This is a genomic window from Vibrio rhizosphaerae (assembly GCF_024347095.1).
Taxonomy (GTDB): domain Bacteria; phylum Pseudomonadota; class Gammaproteobacteria; order Enterobacterales; family Vibrionaceae; genus Vibrio; species Vibrio rhizosphaerae.
Window position 1 is genome coordinate 2,352,333 of the sequence record NZ_AP024903.1, and the last position, 21,595, is coordinate 2,373,927.

The following is a 21,595-nucleotide window of genomic DNA, read 5'->3' on the forward strand; positions in this document are numbered from 1 at the left end:
ACTAACCTCACCAATCTATCGGCTAAGCGACGATATCTCACCTGTTACGGTCATCAATGTAACACCTCTGATGATTACCCTTCGCGGGTTTTAAATGATTTCAGAATCGAACGAATTTGAACTAAAACCACCACAGCAAAGCAGGTCGCAAGTACCATTGACACCGGACGCTCAACGAAAGCCAGAATATTCCCGTCCGATTTAATCAGCGATGAGAGTAAGTTTTTCTCCAGCATCGGCCCCAGAATCATCCCTAATATAATCGGAGAGATAGGATACTGCGCACGTTGTAATAAATATCCGACAACCCCCATCCCCAACATAACAATGATTGAAGAGAGTGAATTATTAATCGCAAACGAACCCACCGTACTGAAAATAATAATAATCGGATACAGGATCGCTTTATCAATAAAGATCACGCGTTTAATGAAATTCACCACAATTGTCGCTAACGGAATCAACATCAAGTTGGCAATGAAAAACAAGATAAATACCGCATAAAGTTTCTCGGGATGGAATAAGAACAGGGTTGGCCCGGGGTTCATATCCTTCATATACAAAACACCGATAATAATCGCAGCGGCAGAATCGCCGGGGATCCCAAAGACCAGCGAGGGAATCCAACTCCCGGCCAGACTGGCATTGTTACTCGATGATGCATCAATAATGGCTTCTTCCGAACCTTTACCGTACTTCTCCGGGGTTTTGGAAAACTTTTGTGACAGCGCATAGGAGATCCATGCGGCGATGTCAGCACCGGCTCCCGGCAACGCCCCGATCAGTGTTCCCAACACGCTACTACGACCGATATTGAGCTTGTAGCGCCACATGGTTTTCGGTATTCCCTTAAACAGATTAAAGCTCGACTGAGTCGGGATCACATCTTGTTTTTTACTGGTAATCCGGCCCGCGTAGTATTCAATCGCACCGGAAATGGCAAACAGACCGATCATTGCAGGGATGAAACTGACGCCTTGCAACATACTCACCTGACCAAAGGTAAAGCGTGGCACACCGGTAATCTGATCATAACCGACACAGGCGAGGAGCAAACCAAGACATAATGTCATCATCCCTTTAACCGGTTGGTTCCCGACCACCAATGTTGCACAGGTCAGCCCCAGCAGTGAGAGCCATGTATATTCATAAGAGCTGAACTTTAAGGCAAACCGGGCTAAGGCCGGTGCAGCAAACATCAGAATAAACGCACCGATCACACCACCGATCACCGAGCTGGTCAGGCCAATGCCCAGCACGCGATTTAATTTGCCCTGCTTGACCAGCTCATTGGAGTCGGCAACATAGGCAGCGGAGGCTGGCGTGCCGGGAATTCTCAGCAATGCGCCGGGAATATCACCGGCATAGATGGATGATGCACCGATAGAAATCATCAGCGCAAGAGCAGGAATCGGATCCATAAAGAACGTAAATGGCACCATCAAGGCCACAGCCATCGTCGCGGTCAGCCCGGGAATCGAGCCGACGATAAGGCCGAACAACCCCGCAGCAATCACCGCGAGAATCGCGCTCATATCGATATACTGAAATGCTTCGATTAAAACAGACATATTCGCTCCTATGACCAGAAACCTTCAGGTAATGCAACCATCAGGATATGTCCGAAAACATAATAAATAATGCCTGAAGACAACACCGAAAAGACCAGATTCATTAATATTTTCTGAGGGTTACGCAAACACATCAGGCCGAATAACAACCCGGTCGCACAAATCAGAAAACCCAGATAAGAAATTAAAAAGGTAAATAATCCGATTGATACGATCACCAGCAGTAACGCCCGGATTTCTAAAGCCGTCAGCCGTAGTTTTTCTGGTCGCTGACGCAGGTGAATTACGGCATCCAGTACGGTAAACAGCAACAAAAAAGCGCTGAGAATCGTTGGCATATATCCCGCGCCATAAGAGCCGATACCACCATATTGCTGGATACTGGTAATAAGTATAAGCAGGGAAAAAATCCCAAGGATAAATTGGGAAAGCGGTAATGAACGCATAAGTTACCTACGTTTTTCTGAGAGCCTATATTGATTACACATCACAACAGGCTAAATACCCCGGGCGGAAACCAAAGTCACCGCCCCTAGATTATTTCAACGGATGGGATTACTTCAGCTTATTGATGAGTTTTCCGTATTTCTCATCTTCCGACTTCATGAAGTTCCCCAAATCTTTACCGTACAATGGGTATACTTCAAACCCTTGCTTGGTGGCAAAATTCTGGAGTTTCCCTTCTTCAAATACGGTTTTCATCGTCGCAATGAGTTTTTCCTGCACATCGTGAGGAATTCCGGCTGGCGCCACTAAAGCATTCCATGTTGAAAAACTGTATTTATACGGTGTGACCTGCTGGAAGACCGGGATATCTTTGTACAGTCCGGTATTGGTTTCGGCCATGGTGGCTAAGTTTTTGACCATCCCGGCTTCAACCATACTTTTCGCTTCGCCCGGAGAAGACGTGGTAAAGTCAATCCCGCCGGAAACCAGCTCCATCAACGCAGAACTTGAACCTTCAGAAGGCACATAAGTGACAGAATCGGTCGGAACGCCCATCGCATCCAGCATCCCAATCAGGTTTAAATGCCAGCCTGAATTGAGGCCGCTTCCCGATGCTTTCAGTTTACCCGGATGCTTCTTGATGTAATCCGTCAGCTGATTCACATCTTTAAATTGGGAGTTGGTTGCGACCTGAATCCCACCGAGGTTCACAGCCAATCGCGTGATCGGGGTATAGTTCTGATAGTTCAGATCCGTCATCCCCTGATGGTGCATCATGGCGATTTCAACGGTTGCAACACCCAGCGTATAACCGTCGGGCTTGGCTTTTGCCATTGCATCATGTCCGACAACACCGGCACCACCAGTGCGGTTTACCACGTTGACATTGACACCGAGTTGCTCTTGCAATCCTTCTGCCACCAAGCGGGCGACCGTATCGGTGTTACCACCGGCACCCCATGGGACGATAATTTTAATCGGTTTATCCGGCCACGCAGCCATAGCACTGGTTGAAGCCAATAGCGCAGCGGTAATCAGACTGATTTGTAGGGGATGTTTCATGTTGGCGCTCCTGTAATATTATTGATTCGTTCAGGTAAAGGTTCAGGTAAAAGTCGTTCTGTAGACGACTTAATCGAATGTTTTTATGGTTGTCCGGTATGCTTGTGCAGAGGCCGCGATCTGATCGAGAATGACACTTAAGCCCCAGTATTTCTCTAACACATCATCATTTGTCACCCGGCTGTGTACTGAACTGAATGTGCCGAGGCGCTGATGAAAGACTTTGGCATTTTTCGGATAACCCAGAGTTTCAGTGACGGCACTCAGAGAAAGGAACCACGAGAGCTGCTGGGCAAATTCCGGGGCTTGAGATGCATGGTGATAAAGCCAGTGATACAGATCCGGATGGAAATTGGTAAAGACGCCACTAAAGCCTTTCGAGCCATGCTGCATCGCTTCATAAGCAATCGCTGCATTGGCATTAATAATGGCCAGAGGTGATTGTTTGGTTAACTGTACCCGACGTTTTACCGTCTCCAGATCACAGCTCACATCTTTGAGCACCACAAAACGGCCGGAATCAGCGCAGAATTGAATCTCTTCATCGGTGAGTAACCGTCGATAAGGTGCCGGACATTCATATAGTCCCAGAGGCATGTCCGCCGGAATAGCATCCATCAAAGTATTCAGGTGGCTCAGGAAAGTCTGCGTCCCTTGATTGTCAGGATCGAGGCGATTGGTCACCAAAACCAAAGCATCAATCCCCGTCGCAGCCATCGCGGTCAACTCAGTGATTTGATCATCAATTGCAGGTGAAATATGGCCGGAAGAAATCACCGGTACCCGTCCGTTGGTGTAATCCACCACAAACCGGGATAATGCAACCCGTTCTTCAAGAGACAAAAATAGCATTTCACTTGACTGGCAGACGGCGAAGAGTGCATCGGCACCATTAGCAATGTACCAGTCAATTAACTTCTCTAACCCTTTATAATCAATTTCGTTTTGGTCGGTAAATGGTGTCAACATTACCGGTACAATGCCTTCAATCTTTTTCATCTTCTATGTCCTAAAAACATCTATGTCCTAAAAACATTCAGTTGGTTCGCTAAATGGCGACAACTGCGACTTGCTGTTGAAGCATGCGGGCTTCAACTAATGCATTATTCGGCATATTTGCCGCGCCTTCTCTCTCGACAGACAGGGAGGCAAACGCGGTCGCATAATATGCAGCCTGAGTCAGGCTTTTTCCCTTCGCCAGTGCGGCAGCCAGTGCACCGTTAAATGCATCGCCGGCTCCGGTCGTATCGACAACAACGGCACTGTAAGACGGGATATGGGAGCACTGCTGACCATCAAAAAGCACCACACCTTGCTTACCCATAGTAATAATAATGTTCTGTACACCCCGCTCATGAATAATCTGAGCCGCCTGTTTCGCAGACTCGACATCGGTAATTTCTACCCCCGAGATTTGCGAAGCTTCCGTTTCATTGGGCGTAATAATGTCTGTATTGGCAAAAAAACGGTCTATTTGGGGTAAATACGGCGCAGGGTTAAGAATCACCGTGACGTTTAACCCCTTCGCCAATTTCATTACCCCGTCAATGGCATCAAAATTGTTTTCTAACTGGACTAACAGCACTTTTGATTCGGTTAAATACGGGATCAGTTCTGCAACTTCTTCATCCGTGACCAGCAGATTCGCGCCCGGGCAAATCGCGATGAAGTTCTCACCGGCATCATTGACATAAATGACCGCACTTCCCGTTGCAGCCTGATCGGTCTCATAGATTGAAAAAGACTCCATTCCACAAGCATCAAAATGATTTTTCGCAAACTGACTGAACTGGTCTTTGCCGACCTTCGTCGCAAAATGCACCCGGGCACCTGCCGCATGAGCAGCAATCGCCTGATTCGCGCCTTTGCCACCCGGTCCGAATGTTGTATTTTTAGCCACCAGCGTTTCTCCGTTTTTCGGAAAACGGTCAACCCGGGCAACAATATCAACGTTAAATGCCCCAAACACACAAACCTTACCGATCATGTCTGCGGATAAAGCGCGTTGAGGATTCACGGCACGATTGCGATGATGGGTGCGCATCAGATGGCTGATATCCAAACTTTTATCTTGTTGCAGTTCGTTCTGCAGCAGATGTTTCTTCAACGATGCGCCACCATGATGGCGAATCAGTACCCCATCCTGCTGAAGTTTCGACAAATCGGTCCGAATCGTTTCTTTCGTTACCCCAAGATGTAAGGACAAAAACTCAACGGTGGCCTGCCCCTGCTGGCGTAATAGTTGAATAATCCTTTCTTGGCGTAGTTCTTTGTACATATTACTCACCCTCGCATTTAAAATTATTCTAGGAACATCGGAAATAAATGGTGAGATAGGATTCAAACAAAAAACAAGTAAACAAAAACAAACAAAAATATCGTGTCCCGAATTGTTTAAATGTGATCTTTATCAATATAAACATGCAAACAATAGGAGAAAAATTGCGACAGGACATACAGGTTCAATCACTCAACAGAAAATCAGCCATCGATACGACTCGATATACTGAAGCCATCGACAAGGCTGAATACTCCGGGGACACCCTTCACCCTGTATTTAATCATGCTGAATTTGATCACGGCCCTGGGCTTTGGCCTGATAAAGCAATCGGTCTGCGCGTTGGACAATGGTTTCGGGATTATCATGCTGTGACATTTCGGTGACTCCGACACTCAATGTGAGTTTTAAGCCCTGATATTGCTCAGATAAATCACTTTGTCTCAGGCTATCCATCAGTCGGTTTAAAGCAATGAGAACCCCTGCCATATTGGTATCAGGGAAAAGTACAATGAACTCTTCTCCCCCCCAGCGACCATAAAAGTCACCTTTACGCCCCATCACAGAAACCAACTCACCGAAACAAGCTAAAACTTCATCCCCCACCTGATGACCAAACCGATCATTAATCGATTTAAAGTGATCAAAATCCATGATCGCAACCGTCAGGCTTTTGCTGTATTTCAGGGCAAATGTCATTTGATCCCGCAGTGCGTTTTCAATACAACTCCGGCTGGCAAGCCCGGTCAGAGAATCGGTATTGGCGAGCACTTCCATCTGATCATGTGCGGTTTCTAACGCGTTGAAATCCTGCTCACGGGCAACCTCATGCCCGACCCATTCGGCCAGTAAACGTAAGATCTCGATATCTTGGCGGATAAAATGGCTCGTCGGACAAATACTGGAAAAATTCAAAGTGCCGTAGCGCTCTCCGTCGACAAAAACCGGGGCGCCAAGATAAGCCTCAAGACCGAAGTTTTCAAAGCAAGGATGAGTGACGATCTCGCTTTCTGACACATGAGAAAACCCCTGCACATCATCAGCCTGATAAACGAGGCTGCAATAAGTGATACCTAAATCAAATATCATCCCCGGCGCTAACGCCTGATCCGGATGAACCGCTTGCTGAACCCGATATTCATTCCCGGATATTTTACTGAAGATACCGATAGGTAAGCCAAAATGGGCCGTGCCCAACTCTAAGATCGCCTGAATTCGCTCTTGAAATGTTAACTGTCTGGATGAGGTGATCGTATGCAGTCGATTGAGCGTTTCTTCAGCAGCCAGTCGTGCAGAATCATCCTGAATGATTGCCACAAAAAAAATCGGTTTCCCTTGGGCATTTTTGATCAGACCACCAGATGTCAATCCCTGAAAAGATTCGCCGGCAGCATCCATATACCGGACAATGTAAGAGTCATGTGAATCATTGGCACGGGTGTTGAACCGTTCCTGTCCCAGTCTGATAAAGTCATCTTGATCGGCATAGAGCAATGCGGTGCTCTGGTTGTAAATTTCTGCATGTGAGTAGCGGAACAATGTTCTGGCGGCCGCATTCATACAAACGACTTTTCGTTCCAGAGTTGCCACAACCACCGCCATATCGATATGCTCGAAAACGTGTGCCAGTGTCTGGGTATCTAATCCGGATAACATTTCGTTCGTCATGTCTGCACATCACCTCATCAGGGACTGAAAAATAACATCCTTTCAACAAGTATTGTTGATATAAGAGAAATGTCCATGACCACAGCGGTCGGGCCACCTCATTCCGCGAAAAACTCCGGAGAATGAGGTTTGACCCGACTCAATGTTCAAGATGACGCAGAACTCGTCTTCATCACATGCCCGGCCCGCCACCAGCGTAATGAATCAATCACGACAAAAAACAGTAAGCTCACGCCCATCACCGGCAGCGCAAACCCCAATAACACGGCAATCAAGACGACAATCACCCGGTATAATACCGGCATTGCCAGCCAAGTCTGCGACAACGTCTGGACAGGCGAGCCTGCGGCAGGACGACGTTTCCACCACATGCGGTACCCCCAAACCACCATCATACAAAGCGTCAGACCAAACGCTGCCAGTATTAGCTGATTCGGTAAACCAAACAGTACGCCCATATGGGCATCAATCCCCCAGCGGATCAGTTTGGCGATCAGAGGGAAATTGGCGAAATCAGCCCGGCTGGTGACCACCATCCGTTGGGCATCCACCGCGACACTATCCACTTGTGTCGGCCAAGCCCGGTCAATTTCCCGTACCAGCCATGCCTGATTCGGTGTTTTAGATGGCACGATTTCCAGTTTCGCCGCATCAATCCCAGCTTGTCTTGCAGCCAGAAGAACCCCGTCAAACTGCGCATCAAGGGCATGATTCACCGCCGTGGTGCTCTGGGGTTTAGCATGATGCTCAGCATGATCATGGTGACCGCCAGACAGGGTGCTTGCGTGTCCGGGTAAATCGCGGGAAACCGAAGGTGTCACCCATCCAATCGCCTGACGCCACTCCGCTATATGGCTACCGGCCCATTTTGACCACGTCAAACCGGTTGCGGAGATAAAAAATAGCCCTAAAGCAATCACTAACCCCGCCTGAACATGGCGGCGACGATGTCGGATATACACATTGCGGTGGTTAGCGCGCTGTTTCAGCCGCTTGTGTCGGTGTCTGGTCGTCCACCATAAAATCAAACCGCCCGATGCGGCGATCCATAACCATGACGCCGCCAGCTCACTGTAGGCTCGCCCCCACTGCCCCAACATCATATTCTGGTGTAAATAATCCAGTTTGATCCGCAGGGGTAAAATACCACTGGTACCGTAACTGGCCAGTTTGCCTCGTATCGCCAGTGTTACCGGATCGACAAATACGGTTTGCGACTCATAGCCGTATAACGCGGGGTCAATAAACATCACGCGCGTGGTATATCCCTCGCCGATCGAAGGACGCACGGCCTTCAGCTGTAAATCTTGTGGCAAACTTTCCCGTGCCGCGCGGATCTGTTCTGCCAGTGTATGAAACTCACCCCGATTCGGCGTCGTGAGCTCATGATGATATAAATGCTGCTCAATTTGTGGGGTGATGACATAAAGCGTTCCGGTTAAGGCCGCGATAAAAATAAAAGGACCGACGAAAATCCCCACATAAAAGTGCAGGCGCGCAATAAAAGCCAGCAACTGCGTTGCCGGTGATTTTGAAGACTGAACATTCATTGTCATTCTCTTTACCGGAATTCAGCACAACCAGAATCCCGGTAATATTTTAGATGTCATGAAAATATCCCTAAGCCGTACAGACTCAGGGGATGATTGGTTTTAACGGATTCATGAGAACGGCAAAATCGGTGGCGCCCGGGGGAGCTGGGTTTTACACCATTCCGAGCGTAATAAGAAAGGTTGAATCGTCACCCGAAGCCCCACCCATACAGCACGATGACAGGCCAGCTGCAGCGGCATATGGGTGAGTCCACTCATGTGGAGCAACAAAGAACAGTAGCCACACCATGCATGATGCAATGCGTGAGCATCTTGGTGACCGGTTGGAGCATGTGTTACGTGATGGGCAGCCATTTGCTGATGGTGATGCGTTGTGCGATCCATCATCATGGTTTGAGAAACGAGCGGAGCCATGTAGATCATCAGCATGGCAAATAACCCAAGCCAGGCAACCAATCGTTGCCACTTGAGCGTCAGCCTTGAATGACGATCAGGAGAGGAGCCAGCAAGATGAGAGCAACCCGATAAAATCACGACGTTTCATAAATGAGAATGAATCACAGTTCGATATATTAACACGCTTGTCAGAAAAAAGTAGCTCCCTCAACAAGACGAGTTCCATCAACAATACGATGATGTGGCGTGGATCTGTTTCGTTATGACCAACCGGATAAAAAGCGTTGACATGCGAATTTTTACATATATGATTTTTGATATATATGCTTTTTGATATATATGTTTTTTGATATGTGTGGATAACCGAATATTTGCGCGCCCGAACCATTGCATATCTTAAGTGCCTCACCATGCGCCGTACATGTCATTTTGTCAGTCATGATCGCCGTGGCAAACGAGTGAGTTACGGTCTCAATCCGGATTTGTCATCAAGTTGATACAGACAGGTGTGAGTGAAGAGATGATGTGAGCAAAAACATAAATTTGAATAAATATGAAACAGAGGCCACACTATTAGAGTCGGTATTCTAAAAGGTTTGTCCGCAACGCGCTGCCGTCATTGGGGGGATCGTTCAAAGAACGACAATGAACAGGCAGCGGTTGCGGACAATATTTTAACTGATATGCATAAAAACATCATGCTTAATTATTTTTTTATCGGTTCGAAGCCAAGACTCAGACCCTATTGACTTCGTCAAAAATCAATCTCAACCATATAAAATCACTGTGCCCATAGATTCGGACTACCAAAGTGGTCATCCAGTTCCCGACTGAACCAACGTCCGTTAAGCACATGATGTAGCAAATAGACTTTACTCTCTTGGCTAATGGTGTGGTCATCCTCAATCATGGCGATCACATCTTTAACTGTAAAGGTCGGTTCACTCCGATAGGCAATCGCTGCATTGTGGTTCGCATCCATCATATAAACGGTCTGCCCTTTATCTTCACGTTTCAGATTCCACGGATTCCAGCGCGTCGTGTCAGAAAAACTTGTATGACCGGTTCGGATAAATGCTTCCAGATGACGCTTAAATAATGCGCCTAAAGCTTTCGCACCCGGAGAATCAAATGCCTTGCCTAAATATGGTTTACGGAAGTGATCATCCAATAGCGGCAGGAATACTCCGTGAAATGCACCCAGATCTTTCATCTGGGCTCCGACAACGGTCGGATCCGAACCGTAGTCAAACTCACCAGCGTAAATGGGTGCCCGGAAATGAGCTGCCATTTTTTGTGCAGATTGAGCAACATTAAACGACCGATACAACATACCACCGTAGCGATAGACAAACCGATAGGCATTGACCCGTTTCGGATCTGCGGCCCAGTCTTCTTTCTGGCTGAAATAAGGATCTCCTAACGCAAAGAAAGAGAACTCATCATGCCCCGTCAGCATCATGGTCGGGACTTCATTATAACGATGCGTTGCAAATCCCTCTTGCGGTAATACCGTGCCATCACGATAGAGATGCGGGAACACGCTCATTCGAATCCCCGCGTTTTGCATCAAACGGGCAATCCGCTCCGCAGGAAGCTCCAACAGATACTTTTTGACTGCCGGTGTCGGTTGCGCTAACCACGCTTCAGCAGCTTGCTGATCCGGCTGAATGCCATCTTCGACGACCAGCCGGGCAAACGCACGGCGAAAAACAATCTGGCTGGCTTCAACCGATGATGTGGTCATCCCACCGCTAAATACAATCGCATGCTCGAACTTACCGGCAAACAACGGCGAAATCAGCATGGCCATCACATCACGTCCACCTGCTGAAAAACCGGAGACCGTAATATTGTCAGCCTGTCCGCCAAACTGACTGATATGATTACGAATCCAGTCCAGTGCCCGCGCCTGATCAAGTAAGGTAAAGTTACCGGAAGCCTGAACCGCATCATCCGATTTCAGCACAGTCAGTGGATTAAAACCCAACGCTCCCAGACGGTAATTTAAAGTCACAATAACAGCATTGATATCAACAGCCAGCTGGCTCGGGTCAAACTCATCAGCCCGCCCACCCTGATTGTTGCCGCCATGAATATAGAGCACAACCGGCAGTTTTTTTTGCGTGTTCGGCCGATAGATATTCAGATTCAGGCAATCTTCATTGCCAATCACTTCACCAGATGAGACCTGAGGACAAAGATGACCTTGCTGATCGGCCTGAAAAGACTCATGACTGGCCTTTGGCGGCTGAGGCAATTGCCAACGCAGTTCACCGACCGGCGCCTGAGCATAAGGAATTCCCAACCAACGATTGGTGCCGGATTGAGAGTCCGTCACACCAGTGATAATGCCCTGCTTTAATGTTACTTTTTCTGTATAAGCAAAGGCAGACGTCGCGCCCAATGCCAATGATACAGAGAGTAAAAACGTTGATAATTTACCAATAGATTGATTCATAGCATTCATTCTCATCCAGTGGGGGATCACAGTCGATTGATTGCAAGTGGTGATGACATTCAAAACAAAAAAACCGGCCGGCTTCAATCAGGAAGGAAGCGACGCCGGTTTTGCCTTCAGAGAGCCCCTGAAGTAACAATCCATAAGATTCAACGACAATAATATAAATAGCGGATAACGTCTATTTATCCGCGCATAATTTTGCACAAAGTGTTAAGCACCCATAAAAAGTGCTTTGAAATCAATTAATAATGACAGAATTATCATCTACCTAAATCAATACCGTTCGATAAAGACGGAAACTTATCTTTTAAATCCGCTCTTTCAGCCACTGCTGACGTTGCACTGAGGTCATAAATGTCCAGGCAATGAAACGGCTGTTCTTCTGTCCTTGGTTCATTTCCACGATTTGGATCTCCTGCACACCGACTTTTTGTAGCTGTTTCTGCATCCAACGTACATTGTCTTTCTTAGAGATCAGGGTGGTAAACCAAAGAACTTGCTCAGAAAATTCACGACTTTCCAGCGCCATGTTCTTAATAAAAGCTGCCTCTCCGCCCGGGCACCAGAGCTCAGCTTTTTGTCCGCCGAAATTGAGCGTCGGCTGAGAGGAATGATGTTTACTGACTGCGTGGCCGCGCTTCACACGGTTGGCATTCAGGTTATTCAACTTTCGCCGAGTGCCTTGTGCAGCCGCTTGCAATGACTCATGAAATGGCGGGTTACAGGTGGTGATATGATAACGCTCCCCCGGCTGGATAATGCCTTTAAACAAGCAGCGGCTGTCTGGCTGTAACCGACATTCAACCTTACCCTGAAGTACCGGATTACTTGCAGCGATACGCTTGGCATTCTTAATTGAGACCGGGTCGATATCACTGGCGGTGTACTGCCAGCCATAGTCGCAGACACCGATGATCGGGTAGATACAGTTCGCACCGACGCCGATATCGAGCGCTTTGACCTGAGCCAATACGAGATTCGGCTCATGACTCATCAGGTCTGCGGCGCGATGAATATAATCTGCCCGACCGGGAATCGGCGGACAAAGGTAGCCTTGTGGAATCTCCCACGCCGTCACCTGATAATGGCGGCTCAATAATGCTTTATTCAGTTGTTTCACCGCCAGCGGATCAGCAAAATTGATCGTCTGTTCACCCTTGGGATTGCGCATGACATAATTTTTCAGTTCAGGTAGCGCTTTGACCAGTTCGACAAAATTATAGCGTCCCTGATGCTTATTCCGCGGGTGCAACCCCTTGGAAGCACTCACTTTCTTGACGCGAACATCAGATGACAGTTTCGTTGGTACCGGGGATTTAGCTTTCTTTGTCGGCTTACTGTTTGGGCTCATATGACTCATATGGGTTGGGAAAAACGCGTTATTGTCCCCTTTTTTCATCCACGTTTCCAGAATTGCACGATTGCCGTAGCTCATGGGCGGTTGTCACTTTGTATATCCTCTCGCTCATCATGATATTGATTCGATGAATCTCTCTTAAGCCGTTCTTAAGTTTACTGACTCATAATCAGTCGGGTGAAAGACACCATCAATCGTGATGCAACAGGAGCATACATTATGTCCAAAACAACGTTGATCCGCCTGGCTACCTTACTCGCAACAGCGACAGCTTCTTCTTTGGTTTTCGCTGATCCGCAGTGTACTCAACAACCTGAATCATCCTGGATACCTTTTGCAACAGCCAAAGCACAGGTTGTTGAAATGGGATATCAGATTAAGAAATTTAAGAAAACCCATACTGGTTGTTACGAGCTTTACGGTTATGACGCAAACAAAAACCGAGTTGAGATTTACTACAACCCGGTTGATATGACGGTCGTGAAAGAGGAAAAAGATGACTAAACAAGCGTTCATTTGGGATATTGTCGTCCGCATCACACACTGGACAACGGCGGTACTGTTTTTATCCAATTACTTTTTGACAGAAGAAGGGAGTCCGCTTCACCAGTGGATCGGTTACACCGTTATCGCTGTCGTCGGGATTCGTTTGCTTTGGGGGCTGATAGCCCGCTCTCCGGCACGATTATCTGCATTCAAGCCTTCTGTTCCCGACGCATTGGAACACCTCAAAGAAGTACTGGTGACCAAAAAAGACCAACATATCGGCCATAACCCGGCGGGTGCAATCATGATCTGGCTGATGTGGTTTCTCATTCTGAGTACCGCCACAACGGGATGGTTATCTGAGACCGACTGGTTCTGGGGAGAGGATTGGATGATTGAAATCCATGAGTTCTTCGCCAATGCCACAATGGGTGCGGTCACCATCCACGTGTGTGCCATTATCCTGATGAGTAAGCTGACACAATTTGCTTACGTCAGAACCATGTTGTGGCGCCACAGAGACTAGCCAATCCCCAATTCAAAAGCCCCTTTGCATTCAGGGGCTTCTTTTCTCTCGACAAGAAGCACGTCTACGTCGTTCTATAGCCCGTCTCAAAATCATCTATGATGAATTTACATCACCAAGAGCTTGCTTCAAGTCATCCTCACTTACAGTTATGATACGTACACAGAAATACCATGATTAACCCGTTTCAATCCTCACCTTCACCAAGGAGTTCTCGTGTCCACTGTATTCCATTTCCGTGCCTGCCTGTTCGATTTAGACGGTACTCTCATTGATTCAATCGCAGCCGTTCATCGTGCCTGGACTGCATTTGCCACACGTCAGGATCTCGACCCAACCCATATTCTGCACCATATTCACGGACGCCCTGCCAGCGAATCCGTGGCCGAATTTATGATGGGTCAGCCTCAGTCTGAAATTGACAAAGAGATCGCTTGGTTAAAGGACGCCGAATCGCAAGATACCGCAGGAATCGTCCCGATAACGGGTGCAATGGATTTTTTGCATCAGTTAAACAACCATCATGTACCATGGGCGATTGTCACTTCCGGTAATGAATCCGTGGCTTACGCCAGAATCAAAGCGGCCAATATACCCCAACCAGAAATCGTCATTACCGCTGATCAGATTACTCGTGGAAAACCAGATCCTGAACCATACCAACTCGGTGCGCAGGCCCTCGGTTTGAAAGCAGAGGAATGTCTGGTGTTTGAAGATGCTATCGCAGGGGTACAATCCGGGCTGGCAGCCGGGTGTCCGGTTATCGGGTTGCTCACACAAGTCAAAGATGCACAAGCATTACAGGGCGTGAGTACCATTTCAGACTATACCCAACTGACACTTGAACAAGATAGCAAGGGATTCCGGCTGCATCTGCCGTTGTAACAACGGCGAAAAGCTGAGTCGATAAACGATGGATGGCAAGTCAATAGGACTTGTCATTATTTTATTTATAATTATTTGTTTTGATTCGTTTTTATTGATAAAACAGACTGTGAGTGAAACCTCAATCCAAAGATTTCTTAAATCGCATGGAGGCAATCACTAAGCCAAGCAAGGTAAATCCAATCATCCATAATGTGTCACGCCACAAATCGAAGAGATCGGCACCCCGGAGAACAATACCGCGAATCATCCGCATAAAATGCGTTGCCGGCAATACTTCAGCAATCCATTGTGCAATCACGGGCATTCCCTCGTAAGGGAACATGAACCCTGACAGCAAGATCGAAGGCAATAAGATAAACACCGTCATCTGCATCGCCTGTAGCTGGGTTGTTGCTATCGTTGAAATCATCAGCCCCAGCGTCAGACTGGCTGAAATGAATAATAACGTTCCCCACAAAATCTGACTGAGTGCCCCGTGAATCGGGACATCAAAAATGAGATGTCCCAACCCCAGAATAATGCACACCTGAATCAGGCCAATAAAAATATAAGGAATGATTTTCGCGACCATTAATTCCATCGGATGAACCGGCGTGGTGATCAACAGTTCCAGGTTACCGCGTTCCCGCTCGCGGACAATCGCGGCACTGGTAAACAGAATCATGGTCATGGTCAGAATCACACCGAGTAAACCGGGAACAATATTGACAGCCGAACGCCGGCTTGGATTGTAATAGAGCGCGACATTAAATGTTTGCGCCGGAGCCTGAGCCCGATGGCTCTGAAGGCCGAGTCCGCTGAGTGACATGTGCTGTAATCCCATCACTGCCGAACTGATCATCGTATCAGAACCATCAACGATCCATTGCCCCAACACTCGTCCCTGAGCAAGACGTTGATCGAGATCTTTTGGCAGAATCATTGCCGCCCGAATCACACCACGGTGAATCGCTTGTTCCGCTTCTTTGGCAGTTGCATACTGCTTGGTAATATCCACGACCTGAGTCACGCGCACCGCTTCGGTCATGATTCTCCCTGTCGTACTGCCACTCAAGTCAACCACTGCAACCGGGACATGACGAACATTGGTATTGATCGCATAACCAAACAAAATCAATTGAATCAAGGGGATCATCACCACCATGCCGAAGGTGATCCGATCCCGTGAGAGTTGGCGTAACTCTTTGAGCATCACGGCTTTCATTCGGTATAAAGCACTCACTGCCGCTTCTCTCCGGTAACACTGACAAAAACATCCTCCAGACAAGGGCGGACGACGGCAATTTCTGCATCTGCTAATATCGGTACCTGCGCTTGCAACCACGCAACCGGCGCTGCGACATCCTGCTCAATAAGCACGCGTAGCCGGATCCCCAATTGAGCAGCGGAGCGAACCTGAGCAAACGTCATTAAGTGTTCTTTTAATCCCCGGAGGTTTTCTGCCCGGACTTCAACCACATGTACCCCCATGTCACGCATGAGTTGCTCCGGTTCACCGTCAGCACAAATCCGGCCAGAATTCATAATCGCCAGCCGATGACAACGTTCCGCTTCATCCATATAGTGGGAGGTCACCAGAATAGTCGTCCCCTGTGCGGAGAGATCAAACAGTTGCTCCCAGAACTCGCGCCGGTTTTCCGGATCAACAGCTGACGTCGGTTCATCGAGAAATAACAGCTCAGGGTGGTGCATGGTTGCGGCAGCCAGAGACAAACGCTGTTTCTGCCCTCCACTCATGCCACTGACCCGTTGCTTGCGACGCTGATCCAGTCCATACGTCTGAAGCTGCTGATTGAGGCGCTGGTTGAGTTGCCGGTGCCCCATCCCGAAAATCTGCCCGATAAACTGCAAGTTTTCTTCCACCGTGAGATCATCGTAGAGTGAGAATTTTTGTGTCATATAACCGATTTTCAATCGCAGCTGTTCTGATTCCCGGGGGATATCCAGTCCCAGAACTTTCACCTGCCCTGACGTGGGGTGCAATAAGCCGGTGAGAACCCGAATGGTGGTTGATTTACCACAGCCGTTCGGCCCGAGAAAACCATAAATGGCACCTTTCGGGATCTGCAACCGAACATCTTCAATTGCAGTAAAATCACCAAATCGCTTCACAACATTTTCCGCCTCAATAGCATACTTTGTCACGGCTTGAGCCCTCCGAGCTCAACCTGAGCCGGGATGCCGGAAGGGAGCGATTGCGCTGAATCATCCAAATCGATTTCAGCCAAATACATCAACCGGGAGCGTTCTTCCTCTGTCAGCGCATAATAAGGAGTAAAAGACGGTTCAGCCGATACGCGACGAACTTTTCCCCGAAAGATCTTAGTAACGCCGTCAACATGAACATTGACCATCAGCCCGACAGTCAACTGAGTCCGATATCGTGCAGGTATATAAACCCGGGCATAAGGCACCCGGTCGGCTTCAATCACGGCAACCGCCTGATTGGCAGCCACCCGCTCGCCAAGTCGATAAGGCAGGCTATCGAGCACACCATCCCGCGTTGCAACAATCGTCAATTCATTCAGTCGGTGCTGTTGTAACATCACCCCGGCCGTTGCAGCATCCAAGGCTGCTTTTGCCTGCTCGATATCTTCAACCCGCGAACCTGCGGTCAGTTTCGCGAACGCTTCTCTGGCGGCATTCAATTCAGCCTTGGCTGTATCGCGACTGGCCAGCGCTCTGTCTTGTTCCGACTGACTGCCGAGTTTCTTTGCAACCAGTTCTCGGGTGCGCTGATAATTTTTTTCCGCTTCAATAAATCGGGCTTCAGCACGAACGACATCCGCCTGCGCGGTCGCAATGTCTTCCGGGCGTTCCCCATTGGTGAGTTTTTGCAGATATGCTTTTGCCTGCGCCTGTTCAGCGACAGCCTGTGCCAATTCGATCGTCTGACGTTGCTGATCAAGTTGTACCAAAACCTGTCCTTGAGTCACTGACGTCCCTTCTTTCACCGGTAAATCGCGGATGATTTCGTTCGCCGGTGCGGTCAGCGTCACCCGATCACGTTCTAACGTTCCTAATGCAAGGTTATTTTCATCAGTTTGACAAGCCGTAAGGAGGGTAATCAGGATGGCATGAAAAATCAGTCGCTGCATAATGCTTCTCCATGATTGAGATGCGCGGTTGTCAGTCAGGTAAACATTTACAGCCTAGATGTCTGCGCCACCAAATGAGTGAGGGTGGCGGGTTGACCAATATAGTAGCCTTGGGCCATGTGACATCCGATCTGATGTAGCAGATCTAGCTGTTCTTTCGATTCTACACCTTCTGCCATAATTAAAAAATTGAGATGTTTCGCCATGTTAACCAAGGTTGAGATGACGTACCAATCTCGCTCTGAATTCACCAGTGCATGTGTAAAAGTCTGATCGATTTTCAGGCAGTTGATCGGCAGATCTTTTAATCGCCCCAGACAAGAGTAACCAATCCCAAAATCATCAATCGCCACCAGAATACCAAGTTCTCTTAATGCGGTAACCTTTTGTCGGATATCATCAAATATATCACTAACTAACGCAGATTCGGTCAATTCTAAAACAAGCTGATGCGGCGGAAACTCATAAAACGATAGTGCCCGCTCAATTTGATAGACAAAATCACTTTTCCAGAAATGACGTGACGTGATATTTACTGCCAGTCGCTGATTGGCTTGCAAAAAAGACTGCGCATCTTCAAGCGCTTGATACAGAGCCCATAAGCCGATTTCTTCAATATGACCGGTGTCTTCGGCAATTTGGATCAATTGCGTGGTCGGAACCTGTTTTCCTCTTAACTCCCAACGAATCAGCGCTTCATATCCGACGATTTGCTCATTTTTCAGTGATAATTGTGGCTGATACTCCATGTAGAAATTTTTATTTTGCAAGGCTAATTTCAGGTCAGATTCAAGCTGGTAACGAGCATATAACGTCTCAGTCATATGATCGGTATAACGCTCAATTTGGCCGGTTCGGGTGACTTTAGAGTGATACATGGCAATATCCGAGGCTTTGAGTAAATCTGTTGCGGTCTCACCATCATCAGGATAAATCGCTATACCGGCACTAAAGCGGAAAATCAGATCATTCTCATCTAAACGATACGGCTCATCTTGTATTGATCGAATGCGTTCCAATACAGGCGCAAGCTCATTTTCATCGGTCAGTTCAAGTAAAACTAAATATTCATCTCCGCCTAAACGCCCGACGATATCACCTTTGCGGACCGAATGGCGTAACCGTTCACCAAACATCTGCAATAACAAGTCGCCCTTGGCATGACCATAGGTATCATTGACCATTTTGAAATTGTCCAGATCAATAAATATAACGGCCGCCCGAAATCTCAACCGCTCTGCCTGATGCAACATCTGCGTTAAACATTCCAGAGAATAAACTCGGTTTGGTAATTGACTTACCTGATCGAAAAAAGCTTTTCCTGATACTTCCTGAAGCAAGGCGCGTAAATCCTGTACTCGACGATAAGCATAAAAAATCCCCCCCAGACCACACCATAAAACAATCAGCGTAATCTCATCCATTTCCCAATGCTCATGCTGGCGACTAAAAAAATAAAGTTGCTCAAACAGATCAACTTTGGTTATCACGGAGATATAAGACAGGAGCAAAGCAATGACACAGATATAAAAAAAGTCCCATTTAGCACGTTTGCGAATCTCTTTCTCCAGACCGGTCTGAATGTCTTTCTTTTTCATTGTGACCTATCATTTTTTGCGGGGCACCGTCATCTCATATGAATCCCGGTACACCGGAGAGATAAATTAATTCAGCAGTGGTCAAACCAATACTACCTGATGTAAAGCGTAGACCAGATTGGCACTTTATTGACAAGATTATTGAGTAAAGAAAATGCTATGCTATTCAAATATTCAGCAATAACCGATAAAAATATCGTCAACCTCCCGTCAACAGAATAAATCCCCAATATTTGTGACAATATAAAATGTCGATGAAATGGATTTCATAGATTTATTCCATCTACACCAACCAATAAAGACAAAATAAACCCCCACAAATTAATTTTAAAAAAGTTCAAACCATTAATTTATGACTAGCCAAATGGTAAATTCATCTAAAAGTTGCTAGGGTAACGGGATATTTGTAAAGTGGGCTAAGTGAATCAAGTCAACTTGTCTAAGGTGTCAAATCCCAATGTTTCTTTCACTTGGGGGCTCGATATCAACATACACTTTCACTTTATAAATACGATCACGGATGTCATTACACAAAATCTGGAGTTTTACATGAATAAAAATAAGATTTCCCGAGCAATGGTGTTGGGATTAGGCCTAACTCTAGCCGGCACAACATTACCATCCTATGCAGCACACGTTCCGGAAGGAACAAAACTGGCCCCAGTACAAGAATTGGTCCGAGGCAACGGATCAGAAATCGAAACACTTGACCCACAGAAGGTGAATGGCGTTCCCGGCGCGAACGTTGACAGAGACTTATTTGAAGGCTTGGTTAACGAAGATGGCTACGGCAAGCTTGTTCCCGGTGTCGCCGAGAAATGGGAAACCAAAGATAACAAAACATTTACCTTTCATCTGCGTAAAACAGCGAAATGGTCCAATGGTGACCCCGTCACTGCCGACGATTTCGTCTACGGATGGCAACGCCTTGTCGATCCGGCAACCGCTTCTCCTTATGCTGAATATTTACAGTTAGGCAATGTCACCAATGCCGAAGAGATTGTGGCAGGTAAGAAAGATAAGTCCACGTTAGGTATCAAAGCGATTGATGCTTACACACTGCAAGTCCATCTCGATAAACCCACGCCTTACTTTGTCAAAATGTTGGTTCACCAATCAACGTTTCCGGCTCCACGGAAGGTTATTGAACAATGGGGCAGTAAATGGACCCGCCCAGAACACTTTGTCGGCAATGGTGCCTACGTCCCTGAAATATGGGTCGTCAATGAACGTTTAGTGCTCAAGCGCAACCCACTTTACTGGAATGATGCTGAAACAGTCATTAATAAGGTCACCTATCTACCGATCGAAAGTCAAAATGCCGAAATGAATCGCTTCCTCGCGGGTGAAATGGATTCTACCTACGAAATGCCGGTCGAACATTTTAAACGACTCAAGAAAGAACACCCGGAATCCGTTTCTGTGACCGGATATCTGTGTAACTACTACTACGATTTCAATACGCGGAAAAAACCGTTTGATGACGTTCGGGTCAGAAAAGCACTCTCTTATGCAATTGACCGGGATATCATTACTAAGGCCATTATGGGGCAAGGCCAAAAGCCGGCTTACGCCTTTACACCAGACATTACTGCCGGATTCACCCCACCAATGCCGGAATATGGTAAGTGGACTCAGAAAGAGCGTAATCAAAAAGCTCGTGAACTTTTGGCTGAAGCAGGTTACGACAAAAATAATCCGTTAACACTGACTCTGATTTACAACACCTCAGACAACCATAAGAAAGTTGCGACGGCGATTCAATCGATGTGGAAACAGACATTAGGTGTCAATACCAATCTGGAAAATCAGGAATGGAAAACCTTCCTGGATAATCGTCGTCAGGGGAACTTCGAAGTTGCTCGCGACGCTTGGTGTGGTGACTATAACGAAGCATCAACCTTCCTTTCTCAAATGCTCTCCAATAACAGTGGTAACTACGCCCACTATCAAAGCAAAGCTTATGACGATGTCATGGAAAAAGCGATGCTGAGTACGTCTGACACAGAGCGTGCTAATTACTACGCTCAGGCTGAGAAGTTGATTGCGCAGGATATGCCTGTCGCACCGACCTATCAGTATGTGAAAGCACACTTACTCGCGCCTTATGTCGGTGGTTATCCGATCCATAATGCGGGAGACATGACTTACACTCGGGATATGTACATTAAAGCAAAATAATTCATTCCGAGTTATCAAGACG

At 47.3% G+C, this 21,595-nt stretch carries 18 protein-coding genes; 4 read left to right on the top strand and 14 right to left on the bottom strand.

Features of this window, described 5'->3' with window-relative positions; translation table 11 throughout:
- Positions 1-74: 74 nt before the first annotated feature.
- The 10 genes from OCV37_RS10095 to rlmF all read right to left on the bottom strand — a co-directional run bounded on the left by OCV37_RS10095 (position 75) and on the right by rlmF (position 12,790).
- On the bottom strand, positions 75-1,571 hold the full coding sequence (locus tag OCV37_RS10095) for a tripartite tricarboxylate transporter permease (protein WP_038180042.1): 1,497 nt from the start codon (positions 1,569-1,571) through the stop codon (positions 75-77).
- 8 nt (positions 1,572-1,579) lie between these two features.
- Positions 1,580-2,017 carry a tripartite tricarboxylate transporter TctB family protein gene (locus OCV37_RS10100; RefSeq protein ID WP_038180031.1) on the bottom strand — a complete coding sequence of 146 codons (438 nt, stop codon included), beginning with the start codon at positions 2,015-2,017 and terminating at the stop codon, positions 1,580-1,582.
- A 109-nt stretch (positions 2,018-2,126) separates the two neighbouring features.
- On the bottom strand, positions 2,127-3,080 hold the full coding sequence (locus OCV37_RS10105) for a tripartite tricarboxylate transporter substrate binding protein (protein WP_038180028.1): 954 nt from the start codon (positions 3,078-3,080) through the stop codon (positions 2,127-2,129).
- A 69-nt stretch (positions 3,081-3,149) separates the two neighbouring features.
- A complete protein-coding gene (locus tag OCV37_RS10110) occupies positions 3,150-4,079 on the bottom strand; it encodes a dihydrodipicolinate synthase family protein (protein ID WP_038180027.1) in 930 nt (309 codons plus the stop codon).
- 49 nt (positions 4,080-4,128) lie between these two features.
- Positions 4,129-5,358: a ribokinase gene (gene rbsK, locus OCV37_RS10115; protein ID WP_038180025.1), complete on the bottom strand. Its 1,230-nt coding sequence runs from the start codon at positions 5,356-5,358 to the stop codon at positions 4,129-4,131.
- A 279-nt stretch (positions 5,359-5,637) separates the two neighbouring features.
- On the bottom strand, positions 5,638-7,026 hold the full coding sequence (locus OCV37_RS10120; protein WP_038180023.1) for a diguanylate cyclase: 1,389 nt from the start codon (positions 7,024-7,026) through the stop codon (positions 5,638-5,640).
- A 146-nt stretch (positions 7,027-7,172) separates the two neighbouring features.
- On the bottom strand, positions 7,173-8,576 hold the full coding sequence (locus OCV37_RS10125) for a PepSY-associated TM helix domain-containing protein (protein WP_051680453.1): 1,404 nt from the start codon (positions 8,574-8,576) through the stop codon (positions 7,173-7,175).
- Positions 8,577-8,687: 111 nt separating this feature from the next.
- On the bottom strand, positions 8,688-9,113 hold the full coding sequence (locus OCV37_RS10130) for a DUF2946 domain-containing protein (protein ID WP_051680452.1): 426 nt from the start codon (positions 9,111-9,113) through the stop codon (positions 8,688-8,690).
- A gap of 643 nt (positions 9,114-9,756) precedes the next feature.
- Positions 9,757-11,436 (bottom strand): carboxylesterase family protein, encoded by a 1,680-nt coding sequence (locus OCV37_RS10135; RefSeq protein WP_051680450.1) that lies wholly within the window; start codon positions 11,434-11,436, stop codon positions 9,757-9,759.
- A 310-nt stretch (positions 11,437-11,746) separates the two neighbouring features.
- Positions 11,747-12,790, bottom strand: a complete 1,044-nt coding sequence (gene rlmF, locus OCV37_RS10140) for a 23S rRNA (adenine(1618)-N(6))-methyltransferase RlmF (RefSeq protein ID WP_157634931.1) — start codon at positions 12,788-12,790, stop codon at positions 11,747-11,749.
- Between the two features lie 225 nt (positions 12,791-13,015).
- Between rlmF and OCV37_RS10145 the strand changes: the two genes are divergently transcribed.
- The 3 genes from OCV37_RS10145 to OCV37_RS10155 all read left to right on the top strand — a co-directional run bounded on the left by OCV37_RS10145 (position 13,016) and on the right by OCV37_RS10155 (position 14,693).
- Positions 13,016-13,300 carry a PepSY domain-containing protein gene (locus OCV37_RS10145; protein WP_038180019.1) on the top strand — a complete coding sequence of 95 codons (285 nt, stop codon included), beginning with the start codon at positions 13,016-13,018 and terminating at the stop codon, positions 13,298-13,300.
- Positions 13,293-13,808 (top strand): cytochrome b/b6 domain-containing protein, encoded by a 516-nt coding sequence (locus OCV37_RS10150; RefSeq protein WP_038180017.1) that lies wholly within the window; start codon positions 13,293-13,295, stop codon positions 13,806-13,808. The genes OCV37_RS10145 and OCV37_RS10150 overlap by 8 nt, the downstream gene beginning before the upstream one ends.
- A gap of 216 nt (positions 13,809-14,024) precedes the next feature.
- Positions 14,025-14,693 carry an HAD-IA family hydrolase gene (locus OCV37_RS10155; RefSeq protein WP_157634927.1) on the top strand — a complete coding sequence of 223 codons (669 nt, stop codon included), beginning with the start codon at positions 14,025-14,027 and terminating at the stop codon, positions 14,691-14,693.
- A 121-nt stretch (positions 14,694-14,814) separates the two neighbouring features.
- Here the strand turns inward: OCV37_RS10155 and OCV37_RS10160 are convergent, their stop codons facing one another.
- The 4 genes from OCV37_RS10160 to OCV37_RS10175 are packed head-to-tail and all read right to left on the bottom strand — an operon-like array spanning position 14,815 to position 19,392.
- The gene (locus OCV37_RS10160; RefSeq protein WP_157634929.1) at positions 14,815-15,900 is read right to left on the bottom strand and encodes an ABC transporter permease; all 1,086 of its coding nucleotides are present in this window, start codon (positions 15,898-15,900) and stop codon (positions 14,815-14,817) included.
- A gap of 14 nt (positions 15,901-15,914) precedes the next feature.
- Positions 15,915-16,841, bottom strand: a complete 927-nt coding sequence (locus tag OCV37_RS10165; protein ID WP_038180013.1) for an ABC transporter ATP-binding protein — start codon at positions 16,839-16,841, stop codon at positions 15,915-15,917.
- The gene (locus tag OCV37_RS10170; RefSeq protein ID WP_038180011.1) at positions 16,838-17,794 is read right to left on the bottom strand and encodes an HlyD family secretion protein; all 957 of its coding nucleotides are present in this window, start codon (positions 17,792-17,794) and stop codon (positions 16,838-16,840) included. Before OCV37_RS10170 ends, OCV37_RS10165 begins: the two co-directional genes overlap by 4 nt.
- Positions 17,795-17,841: 47 nt before the next feature.
- Positions 17,842-19,392 (bottom strand): putative bifunctional diguanylate cyclase/phosphodiesterase, encoded by a 1,551-nt coding sequence (locus OCV37_RS10175; RefSeq protein WP_038180009.1) that lies wholly within the window; start codon positions 19,390-19,392, stop codon positions 17,842-17,844.
- 549 nt (positions 19,393-19,941) lie between these two features.
- Between OCV37_RS10175 and OCV37_RS10180 the strand changes: the two genes are divergently transcribed.
- Positions 19,942-21,573 (top strand): ABC transporter substrate-binding protein, encoded by a 1,632-nt coding sequence (locus tag OCV37_RS10180; RefSeq protein ID WP_038180008.1) that lies wholly within the window; start codon positions 19,942-19,944, stop codon positions 21,571-21,573.
- The last annotated feature ends 22 nt before the right edge of the window (positions 21,574-21,595 follow it).

Excerpts from the sequence above, each read along its gene's own strand:
- OCV37_RS10170 (WP_038180011.1), bottom strand. The coding sequence starts at position 17,794 with ATGCAGCGACTGATTTTTCATGCCATCCTGATTACCCTCCTTACGGCT.
- OCV37_RS10120 (WP_038180023.1), bottom strand. The coding sequence starts at position 7,026 with ATGACGAACGAAATGTTATCCGGATTAGATACCCAGACACTGGCACAC.
- OCV37_RS10180 (WP_038180008.1), top strand. The coding sequence starts at position 19,942 with ATGAATAAAAATAAGATTTCCCGAGCAATGGTGTTGGGATTAGGCCTA.
- OCV37_RS10110 (WP_038180027.1), bottom strand. The coding sequence starts at position 4,079 with ATGAAAAAGATTGAAGGCATTGTACCGGTAATGTTGACACCATTTACC.
- OCV37_RS10175 (WP_038180009.1), bottom strand. The coding sequence starts at position 19,392 with ATGAAAAAGAAAGACATTCAGACCGGTCTGGAGAAAGAGATTCGCAAA.
- OCV37_RS10135 (WP_051680450.1), bottom strand. The coding sequence starts at position 11,436 with ATGAATCAATCTATTGGTAAATTATCAACGTTTTTACTCTCTGTATCA.
- OCV37_RS10125 (WP_051680453.1), bottom strand. The coding sequence starts at position 8,576 with ATGAATGTTCAGTCTTCAAAATCACCGGCAACGCAGTTGCTGGCTTTT.
- OCV37_RS10160 (WP_157634929.1), bottom strand. The coding sequence starts at position 15,900 with ATGAAAGCCGTGATGCTCAAAGAGTTACGCCAACTCTCACGGGATCGG.
- rlmF (WP_157634931.1), bottom strand. The coding sequence starts at position 12,790 with ATGAGCCCAAACAGTAAGCCGACAAAGAAAGCTAAATCCCCGGTACCA.
- OCV37_RS10105 (WP_038180028.1), bottom strand. The coding sequence starts at position 3,080 with ATGAAACATCCCCTACAAATCAGTCTGATTACCGCTGCGCTATTGGCT.
- OCV37_RS10150 (WP_038180017.1), top strand. The coding sequence starts at position 13,293 with ATGACTAAACAAGCGTTCATTTGGGATATTGTCGTCCGCATCACACAC.
- OCV37_RS10145 (WP_038180019.1), top strand. The coding sequence starts at position 13,016 with ATGTCCAAAACAACGTTGATCCGCCTGGCTACCTTACTCGCAACAGCG.
- OCV37_RS10100 (WP_038180031.1), bottom strand. The coding sequence starts at position 2,017 with ATGCGTTCATTACCGCTTTCCCAATTTATCCTTGGGATTTTTTCCCTG.
- OCV37_RS10095 (WP_038180042.1), bottom strand. The coding sequence starts at position 1,571 with ATGTCTGTTTTAATCGAAGCATTTCAGTATATCGATATGAGCGCGATT.
- rbsK (WP_038180025.1), bottom strand. The coding sequence starts at position 5,358 with ATGTACAAAGAACTACGCCAAGAAAGGATTATTCAACTATTACGCCAG.